The organism is Cupriavidus sp. R6-3 (assembly GCF_059772245.1).
The window spans coordinates 1-9,206 of sequence record NZ_JCBAJO010000184.1 but is presented as its reverse complement, the minus strand read 5'-3'; the positions used below and the strand labels follow the sequence as shown (position 1 = coordinate 9,206).

8 protein-coding genes are annotated in these 9,206 nt (G+C 68.2%); 3 read left to right on the top strand and 5 right to left on the bottom strand.

The genetic code is table 11. The features are described from left to right. Positions 1 to 689: 689 nt before the first annotated feature. Positions 690 to 956 (bottom strand): hypothetical protein, encoded by a 267-nt coding sequence (locus tag AC6EI8_RS20605; protein ID WP_149317427.1) that lies wholly within the window; start codon positions 954 to 956, stop codon positions 690 to 692. Positions 957 to 1,148: 192 nt separating this feature from the next. Here AC6EI8_RS20605 and AC6EI8_RS20600 point away from each other — a divergent pair, with 192 nt between their 5' ends. Next, positions 1,149 to 2,105, top strand: a complete 957-nt coding sequence (locus tag AC6EI8_RS20600; protein ID WP_149317428.1) for a LysR family transcriptional regulator — start codon at positions 1,149 to 1,151, stop codon at positions 2,103 to 2,105. A 124-nt stretch (positions 2,106 to 2,229) separates the two neighbouring features. Here AC6EI8_RS20600 and AC6EI8_RS20595 read toward each other — a convergent pair whose 3' ends face one another. The 4 genes from AC6EI8_RS20595 to AC6EI8_RS20580 form a co-directional block, all read right to left on the bottom strand. Further along, on the bottom strand, positions 2,230 to 4,920 hold the full coding sequence (locus AC6EI8_RS20595) for a DNA topoisomerase III (RefSeq protein ID WP_498382742.1): 2,691 nt from the start codon (positions 4,918 to 4,920) through the stop codon (positions 2,230 to 2,232). A gap of 202 nt (positions 4,921 to 5,122) precedes the next feature. Continuing rightward, entirely contained in the window at positions 5,123 to 5,548 is a 426-nt protein-coding gene (locus AC6EI8_RS20590) for a thioredoxin family protein (RefSeq protein WP_498382741.1), read from the bottom strand. Between the two features lie 138 nt (positions 5,549 to 5,686). After that, positions 5,687 to 6,883 carry a DNA-processing protein DprA gene (gene dprA, locus AC6EI8_RS20585; protein WP_498382740.1) on the bottom strand — a complete coding sequence of 399 codons (1,197 nt, stop codon included), beginning with the start codon at positions 6,881 to 6,883 and terminating at the stop codon, positions 5,687 to 5,689. Positions 6,884 to 6,904: 21 nt separating this feature from the next. Then, on the bottom strand, positions 6,905 to 7,669 hold the full coding sequence (locus AC6EI8_RS20580) for a hypothetical protein (protein WP_498382739.1): 765 nt from the start codon (positions 7,667 to 7,669) through the stop codon (positions 6,905 to 6,907). Between AC6EI8_RS20580 and def the strand changes: the two genes are divergently transcribed. Together def and fmt are read left to right on the top strand one after the other, a co-directional pair. Further along, positions 7,668 to 8,174, top strand: coding sequence for a peptide deformylase (def, locus tag AC6EI8_RS20575; RefSeq protein ID WP_149317433.1), 507 nt, complete (start codon positions 7,668 to 7,670; stop codon positions 8,172 to 8,174). The two genes, AC6EI8_RS20580 and def, sit on opposite strands and share 2 nt — an antisense overlap. Before the next feature lie 141 nt (positions 8,175 to 8,315). Next, a partial coding sequence (gene fmt / locus AC6EI8_RS20570; RefSeq protein WP_498382738.1) for a methionyl-tRNA formyltransferase occupies positions 8,316 to 9,206 on the top strand: 891 nt, incomplete at its 3' end.

Here is a 9,206-nt window from a genome sequence, read left to right as displayed (position 1 = left end):
TTCGTACGCCGACGACCGCGACCGCTACTACCGCGATCGCCACTACAAGAAGAGCAAGTACAAGAACAAGCACCGCTACCACCGCCGCGGCCATCGTGACTGGGACGATTGATGGCGGGTTGATGCAGTGACAGCCAGTTCGACGGGCCGCGCAAGCGGCCCGTTTTGTTTTGCGCGATGGGTGCTCGGGTGCTCGGGTGCTCGGGTGCTCGGGTGCTCGGGTGCATCTGGTGCATCTGGTGCATCTGGTGCATCTGGTGCATCTGGTGCATCGGGTGCTCGGGTGCTCGGGTGCTCGGGTGCTCGGGTGCATCTGGTGCATCTGGTGCATCTGGTGCATCTGGTGCATCGGGTGCTCGGGTGCTCGGGTGCTCGGGTGCTCGGGTGCATCGGGTGCTCGAGTGCTCGGGTGCGCGGGCGCTCGGACGCTCGGACGCTCGGACGCTCGGGCTCGGGCTCGGGCTCGGGCTCGAGCGGTGGGGCGGTGGGGAGTGAGGCGCCAGGGCGGGCGCGCCGTCAGGCGGCGGCGATTGCTGTTTGGATGGCCGGTGTAGGGGCGACCGGTCGATCCCCATCATCCCGCCGCAAGCCCGCATCGAACCCGAGGCCGTAAACGACGATGCCCGTGCGCGGGGCACGGGCATCGGGACACCAGGCAGACCGCCGAAGCGGTCCGGCAGCCGGCGTGCTTACTTCGCGGCGCCTTCGGTGAAGACGTCGAACTTGCCTTGGCGGGCACCTTCGCTGAACACGTCGAACTTGCCTTGGCGGGCGCCTTCGCTGAACACGTCGAACTGGCCCTGGCGGGAGCCTTCGGTAAATACGTCGGTCTGGCCGACCTTGGCGCCGTCGGTGTACGGGTCGAACTTGCCGGCCTTGGCGAACGCCGGAGCGGCGGTCAGGGTGGCAACTAGGGCGGTGGCGGCGGCGGTCAGGGCAAAGCGGGAGATCGTCATGATGTGTCCTTTCTTCTGTTTGGGAGGACGTCCGCGCCGGCGGGGTTTCGCTGCAGTGCGGCATCCGATGGCTGCATATTAGGCATTTCCCTTATATGAATAAACATTACCGCACACAATGATTAGTTCTATAAAGAACAACAAAAACCCCAAGCTGTGGAAAAATGGGGAAGAAAAAAGGGAGACTGTGCAATGGATCGGCTGCAATCGATGCGCGTGTTCGCCAAGGTGGTCGAACTCGGCAGCTTCGCCCGTGCGGCGCAGCAACTGGAAATGTCCAACGCGGTGGTGACCCGCTATGTCGCGGACCTGGAGAGCCATCTGGGCACGCGGCTGCTGAACCGGACCACCCGCAGCCTGTCGCTGACCGATGCCGGCGAAACCTATCTGCAGCGCTGCCAGCAGATCCTGGAAGACGTCGAGGAGGCCGAATCGGTGGTCACCGCGCGCAGCCAGTCGCTGTCCGGCACGCTGCGGATCGTCACGCCAGTGATGTTCGGATTACATCTGCTGCCCGACATGCTGGCCCGCTTCCAGCAGATGTATCCCGACGTGGTATTCGATGTGCTGCTGTCGGACCGCAGCATCGATATCGTCGAGGAAGGCCGGGACGTCGGCATCGTGCTGTCCGACCTCGGACTGGGCTCGCATCTGGTGGCGCGGCCGCTGCTGTCGGCCGAAGTGATCCTGTGTGCCTCGCCCGGCTATCTGCGCGCCCATGCGCCGCTGCGCCATGCCCATGAACTGACCCAGCACCGGTGCATCGCCATGCGGCTGACCAATGCCGAGCACGCCTGGACGCTGTCCGGTCCCGAAGGCGAGGTGACCGTGCCGATCCGGCCTGGGCTGGTCTGCAGCAATGCCGAACTGGCGCACCAGGCGGCGCTGGCCGATCTCGGCATCGCGATGCTGTCGTCGTATCTGGCCCGGCCCAGCATCGAAGCCGGACTGCTGGAGCACATCCTGCCGCAATACCAGCTGCCGCGCCGCGACATCAGCGTGGTGTATCCGAGCCGCAAATTCCTGCCGACCAAGGCGCGGGCCTTCATCGACTTCCTGCTGGAAGAGGGGAAGAAGAAGAGCGCGGACGGAGCGGGTGGGGCGGCGGCAGCCGCGGCCGTCGCCGCGGACCATCACGCGGCGAGCTAGCCGAAGAGCCCGAAGGAACGCCGAAGAAGGCGGAAGAACGCAGAAGAACCCAGACCGACCCGGAAGAACGCCAGCAACCGAGGCCGGCGTGTGCCTCCCTCGGCCGGTCCCTCGCTCGTACGTCTTATTCGCTGGCGCTGGCCGCCGTCTTGGCGCGGGCGGTCTTCTTGGCGGGGGTCTTGCTGGCCGCCTTGGCCGCGACCTTGGTGCCGGTCTTGGCGGCGGTCTTGGCCGCAGCCTTGACGGCGGTCTTGCTCGCCGGCTTGCCGGCCGCCGCGCCGGCTTCGCCGGATTCGGCGGTCTTCGCGGCGGACTTGGCCGCGGCCTTGCCTGCCGCGGTCTTGGCGCCCGGCTTCGGCTCGCGCACCTCGAACTCGAAACCGATCTTGCCGTCCGGCTGCTTGACCAGATAGGCCTTGAAGTTGCGGCCGGTACGCGAGGACTTGAAGCCGGTCAGCAGGTCCGTGCGGCCCTGGTCCAGCAGCTTGCCGATCTGCTCGCGCGAGATCTCCTGCTGCAGGATGATCTTGCCGGTGGTGAAGTCGCACGACTTGGGCGACCCGACCGCGTTCTCGCAGACGTACTTCATGCCGTGCTCGAACACCGAGCCGCTGCACTTCGGGCAGGTGCCGACCGGCTCCTGGCCGCTGAAGTCGACCGGCTCGCCGTCGTTCTCGTCCTCGTTCTGGCCGAAGTCGAACTCCATCTTGTAGTTGCCGTCGTCGTCGCGCGCCAGCTTCAGGATCGCGGCGAAGGGGCGGCCCATCTTGCTGCGGAAGCCCTGCAGCGGCCCGATCTCCTTGTCGCGCAGCAGCGTCTCGACCTCGTCGATCTCGAACTGCCGCCCGCCGGGGATCTTGCTGATCGAGAAGTCGCACGCCGTGCAGGCGAAGCGGCGGTAGTTCTCCTTGACCTGGCCCCCGCACTGCGGACACGGCGTCTGCAGCGTCGCGTAGTCGCCCGGGATCGTGTCGCTGTCGTATTCCTTGGCGCGCTTGACGATCTGCTGCGTCATCTGCGCGATCTCGCGCATGAACTCGTCGCGCTTGAGGCGGCCGCGCTCGATCTGCGCCAGCTTGTGCTCCCACTCGCCGGTCAGCTCGGCCTGCGTCAGTTCCTGGACCCCGAGACCGCGCAGCAGCGTCATCAGCTGGAACGCCTTGGCGGTCGGAATCAGCTCGCGGCCCTCGCGCACCAGGTATTTCTCGGTCAGCAGCCCTTCGATGATGGCCGCGCGCGTCGCCGGCGTGCCCAGGCCCTTGCCGGCCATCGCCTCGCGCAGCGCGTCGTCGTCGACCAGCTTGCCCGCGCCTTCCATCGCCGACAGCAGCGTCGCTTCGTTGTAGCGCGCCGGCGGCTTGGTGGTCAGCCCGACCGGCTCTACCTTGTCGGTGCGGACCTTCTCGTCCTTGCCCACCGGCACCAGGTTGGCGTCGTCGCCCTGCGCCTCGCGGCCGTAGACCACCAGCCATCCCGGATTGACCAGTACCTTGCCTTCGGTCTTGAAGTGGTGGCCGGCGACCTCGGTGATCCGCGTGGTCACCTGGTATTCGGCCGCCGGGAAGAACACCGACAGGAAGCGGCGCACGACCAGGTCGTACAGCTTCTGCTCGGGCTCGGACAGGTTCTTCGGCGCCTGCAGCGTCGGGATGATGGCGAAGTGATCGCTGATCTTGCTGTTGTCGAAGATCCGCTTGTTCGGCTTGATCCAGCCGCTGGACAGGATCTTCCTGGCATGCGGCAGATAGTTCGGCGAGCTGTCGGCCAGCATGTCCATCGTCTGCTGGACCGTGCCCATATAGTCCTCGGGCAGTGCGCGCGAATCGGTACGCGGGTAGGTCAGCACCTTGTGCTTTTCATACAGCGCCTGCGCCAGGCCCAGCGTGTTCTTGGCCGAGAAGCCGAAGCGCGAGTTGGCCTCCCGCTGCAGGCTGGTCAGGTCGAACAGCGCCGGCGACAGCTGGGTCGACGGCTTGGATTCCTCGGTGACGGTGCCCGGCTTGTCGCGGCACGCGGCGACGATGCTCTTGGCCTCGGCCTCGCTCCACAGCCGCGACTCGCGCGCCTCGGGATCGAACTCGTTCTTCTTGAACTTCGGGTCGAACCAGCGGCCCTCGTACAGGCCGGCCGCGGCGATGAATTCGGCGCGCACTTCCCAGTAGTCGCGCGGCACGAAGTGTTTGATCTTCTCCTCGCGCTCGACCACGATCGAGAGCGTCGGAGTCTGCACCCGGCCTACGGTCGTCAGGAAGAAACCGCCGCCCTTGCTGTTGAAGGCCGTCATCGCACGGGTGCCGTTGATGCCGACCAGCCAGTCCGCCTCCGAGCGGCAGCGCGCGGCGTCGGCCAGCGGCAGCATCTCGGCGTCCTCGCGCAGGCTGGCGAAGCCGTCGCGGATCGCCTGCGGCGTCATCGACTGCAGCCACAGGCGCTGCACCGGCTGCCTGGCCTTGGCCTGCTGCACGATCAGCCGGAAGATCAGCTCACCCTCGCGCCCCGCGTCACAGGCGTTGATCAGGCGGGTGACGTCCTTGCGCTTGATCAGCCGGTTCAGCACCTTCAGGCGCGACTCGGTCTTGGCGATCGGGCGCAGGTCGAAGTGCGGCGGGATCACGGGCAGGTTGGCGAAGCTCCACTTGCCGCGCTTGACCTCGTATTCGTCCGGTGCGGCGATTTCCACCAGGTGGCCAACCGCCGACGAGAGCACATATTCGTCGCTCTCGTAATACTCGTCATGCTTGGTAAAGCCCCCGAGCGCACGGGCGATATCGGCCGCGACCGATGGCTTTTCCGCGATGATGAGAGCTTTGGACATGGGTGGGAATCCTTGCCGGCCGCCCCTTGGCGGACCGCGTTTGGCACAGCACTAATATGTAAACAGCACACTTGAGGCCCCCCGGGGGCCATGAGGCGCCAATAATAAGCGGGGTATTGACAACGGTGCAAGGCGAGTTCCATCCCCGCCTTCGCGCCTCATCCTTGGGCCGGACTCGTTCCAGACCCAGCCCCTGCGGGCTTCAAAGGCCGCTTTCTCCCTGCTGTGACCGGCCCGATCCGTCAGGATTCAACCAGCCGAGCAGATCCGGCGGCGGTTCCGCGCCGGCCGGCATGGCCGCGCCGCGGCCCAGCAGCCGGGCCAGCGTGTCGGCGTGGGGCAGCAATGTGCCATAGAACTGGGGCGCCCCGCCGGCGGCATCCTGCACCAGCACGGTCGGGAAGTTCTCGATGTCGATGTCGCCCAGCGCGTCGGCATGCGTCTCGATATCGATCCAGACGAAGCAATCGCCCGGATGGCGCGCCGCCTGCTCGCGCCAGACCGTCAGATAGTCGCGGCAGGTGCCGCACCACTCGGCGCACAGGCACGCCACCAGGCGACCCTCGGGGTGGGCCCGCAACGCCGCCGCTATCGCGGCCGCATCGCGTTCGGGAAAGTAAACGGCCATCGGTCATCCAAACATGAGCCTTCATGCGATTGATCGAGCACGTGACCAACGCCGTGACGGCCACGGTGACAAGCGCCTGATCGGGCACGAGGAACGGCGATTGTAGCGACTCCGGCCGCCTGACGTGCTGGGCGGCGTTTACGCCTGGGCCAGACGCCGGTACAGATTGCCCGGCATCCGCTCGACCGCACCGATCAATTCCAGTTGCAGCAGCGCCGCGGTAACGGCCTCCGGCGGCAGCCCGGTACGGATGCACAGCGTGTCGGGATCGACCGGATCGTACGCCAGCGCGGTGCCCAGCGCATCGGCGGCGGCGGACGACCGCGCCGCGGTCTCCGGCTTGCCGGCGGCACGCGAGCCTCCCGCCCACGAATCTGCCCTCGAACCTGCCCACGGACTTGCCCGCGGATCTGCCAACAAACCCGGTTCCTCGAACACATCCTGTGGCGACGCCACCAGCTTGGCCCCCTGCTGGATCAGCCGGTGGCAGCCCGCCGCCAGCGGCGCGTGGATCGAGCCGGGCACCGCGAACACCTCCCGGCCGAGCTCGGCCGCCAGCCGCGCGGTGATCAGCGAACCCGAACGCAGCGCCGCCTCGACCACCAGCACGCCGCGGGCCAGCGCCGCGATCAGCCGGTTGCGCTGTGGAAAATGCTGGCTGCGCGCCGGCGTACCCAGCGGGAATTCGCTGAGCAGCAGCCCTTCGGCGGCAATCCGCTGCCCCAGGGCGCGATGGCAGGCCGGATAGCAGCGGTCCAGCCCGGTCCCCACCACGGCGATGGTGCCGCCCGGGCCGGCTAGCCCGCCCGCATGCGCCGCCGCGTCGATGCCGAGCGCGAGGCCGGACACGACCGTGATTCCGGCGCTGGAAAACGTGGAGGCGAATAGTTCGGCGTCCCGCACCCCTTGCACGGTGGCGCTGCGCGCGCCGACCACCGCCAGCGCCGGCCTTTGCAGTATCTCGAGCCGGCCGCGAGCGTACAGCAGCAGCGGCGGGTCGGCGAGGTCAAGCAAGGGGCGGGGGTAGGCCGGGTCCGCCAGTGTCAGCAGGTGGTGGCCGGGTTCGCGCAGCCACGCCACGGTGCGGCCGATCCTGGCCGACAGGGCCGCATCCGGCCGCGCCCGGACGTCCCTGGCCACGGGGCCCGGCAGCCAGCGCGCAAGCTGCGCTTCCCCCGCCGCCAGCACCTGTTGCGGCAGCCCGAACTTGTCCAGCAGCAGCCGAGCGGTCCGGCGCCCAAGGCCCGGCACGGCCTCCAGGCGCAGCCAGGCCGCGACCTCGTCCGGGTCGATCATGGCGGCGCACGCTTCGGGAGCAGAGCAGGGTTCCGGCATAGGCGGCGTTCTATATGCTGTTCATTCCACTTCTGCGATCGGTTCGGCTTCGGATCGACCGGCGGGCAACGGCACCAGCACGCTGCCCGGCATCAACTCGCGGACGGAAGACACGATGTTCACGACGGCGATACCGCCCAGGCCGGCGGAACCCGACACCAATTCGACCGTACCCAGGTTCTGCGCCGGCACATCGGGCGGCAGCCGCGGCAAGACCTCACCGCCTCGCCGGTCGCGCGGGTCGGCGGCGGACGGTGCGTACACCTGCCAGCGGCTCCCAACCGTGGCGTCGAGCGGCATACCGATCACATACGCAACATCGCCGGCGGCGCCGAACTGCCGGCCATCGGGTAGCGCCACGATGCTGGGACCCGCGACGCAGGGCAGGGCGACCATCAACCCCGCGAGGGCGAGGCTCCGCGCAGGCCGGCGTGCCGGCCACCACAGCCACCACCGCCGCCACAGACGGCACAGACACCACAGAGGCCATTGCCGCCATTGCCGCCATTGCCGCCGCAACCGCCACACCGGCGCCGCCTGAGGTTCTTTGGTAAGATCGCGCACTTTGTTGAGCCGGTTGGATGTCCTGGCCGGATTGACGGTTCCGAACAGCGGGGTACCCAACAGCGGGTACCTCAACAGCGCGCAGCGACCGCCGGCGCGCCTTGATTTTTTCCATTCGCGCCCCGATTTTGCTGACATGGCCCCTGCCGCGACAATGCGACAACGGCCCATTCGACAGCAGCGGCAAGCAACGGCGGCATCGGCGTCGCGCATCAGCACCATGGCCAAACTCGACATCCTCACCTACCCGGACCCCCGCCTGCACATCGTGGCCAAGCCCGTCGCGCAGGTGGACGACCGCATCCGCCAACTGGTCAAGGACATGGCGGAAACCATGTACGAAGCCCCCGGCATCGGCCTGGCGGCGACGCAGGTCGACGTGCACGAGCAGGTCATCGTGATCGACATCTCGGAGACCCGCGACGAGCTGCGCGTCTTCATCAATCCCGAGATCGTCTGGGCCAGCGACAACCGCAAGGTCTGGGAAGAGGGCTGCCTGTCGGTGCCCGAGGTCTACGACCGCGTCGAGCGCCCCGACCGCGTGCGCGTGCGCGCGCTCGACGAGAACGGCGAGACCTTCGAGCTCGAGGCCGACGATCTGCTGGCGGTCTGCATCCAGCACGAGATGGACCACCTGAAGGGCAAGGTCTTCGTCGAATACCTGTCGCCGCTGAAGCTGAACCGCATCAAGTCCAAGCTGCAGAAGCGCGCGCGTACCCGGATGTAAGCGCGCACCAGTCACGCGCAATCCAGCGGCAGCCCGCGCCAGCGGGTTTGCTATGCTGATGCCTCCCTTGCAGTCTCCGCACCGGCCGCCCTCGCGGCCGGTGTTGCCTTTCAGAGTCCAACCGTCCAGCCGGAGCGTTCCATGACCAGCCCCGCCCCCTTGCGCGTCGCCTTTGCCGGCACGCCCGAATTCGCGCGCGTCGCGCTCGCGGCCATCGTCGAGGCCGGCTTTCCGGTGGTGGCGGTGCTGACGCAGCCGGACCGGCCGGCGGGACGCGGCATGCAGCTGCAGGCCAGTCCGGTCAAGCAGCATGCGCTGGCGCAGGGGCTCGGTCCGATCCTGCAGCCGCGCTCGCTGCGCCGCCATGGCAAGTATCCCGAGGAAGCGGTCGCCGCGATCGACGCGCTCGCCGCGCAGGCGCCCGACGTGATGGTGGTCGCCGCCTATGGCCTGATCCTGCCGGCCGAGGTGCTGACGCTGCCGCGCCATGGCTGCCTGAACATCCACGCCTCGCTGCTGCCGCGCTGGCGCGGCGCCGCGCCGATTCACCGGGCCATCGAGGCGGGCGACGCGCAGACCGGCATCACGCTGATGCAGATGGACGAGGGCCTCGATACCGGCGCGATGATCGCGCGCGAAGCGGTGCCGATCGGCGAGGACACCACCACCGGCACGCTGCACGACACGCTGGCGGCGCTCGGCGGCCGCATGATCGTGCAGGCGCTGCGGCGGCTGGCGGCCGACGGCGCGCTGCCGGCCGAGCCGCAGCCGGAGCAGGGCGTCACCTATGCCGAGAAGATCGGCAAGGACGAGGCCAGGCTCGATCTGCGCCGCGCCGCGGTGGAACTCGCCCGGCAGATCCGCGCCTTCAATCCCTTCCCCGGCGCCAGCGTGCAGATCGGCGACGCGGCGATCAAGTGCTGGCAGGCGCAGCCGCTGGCACGCGCGCCCGAGCATGGCGACGCTGCACCCGGTACGGTGCTCGCCGCCGACGCGCAGGGCGTGGTGATCGCCTGCGGCGAAGGCGCGCTG

Coding starts and splice junctions, on each gene's coding strand:
- def (WP_149317433.1), top strand. CDS start 7,668: ATGGCCAAACTCGACATCCTCACCTACCCGGACCCCCGCCTGCACATC.
- AC6EI8_RS20595 (WP_498382742.1), bottom strand. CDS start 4,920: ATGTCCAAAGCTCTCATCATCGCGGAAAAGCCATCGGTCGCGGCCGAT.
- AC6EI8_RS20580 (WP_498382739.1), bottom strand. CDS start 7,669: ATGGTGCTGATGCGCGACGCCGATGCCGCCGTTGCTTGCCGCTGCTGT.
- AC6EI8_RS20590 (WP_498382741.1), bottom strand. CDS start 5,548: ATGGCCGTTTACTTTCCCGAACGCGATGCGGCCGCGATAGCGGCGGCG.
- AC6EI8_RS20605 (WP_149317427.1), bottom strand. CDS start 956: ATGACGATCTCCCGCTTTGCCCTGACCGCCGCCGCCACCGCCCTAGTT.
- AC6EI8_RS20600 (WP_149317428.1), top strand. CDS start 1,149: ATGGATCGGCTGCAATCGATGCGCGTGTTCGCCAAGGTGGTCGAACTC.
- dprA (WP_498382740.1), bottom strand. CDS start 6,883: ATGCCGGAACCCTGCTCTGCTCCCGAAGCGTGCGCCGCCATGATCGAC.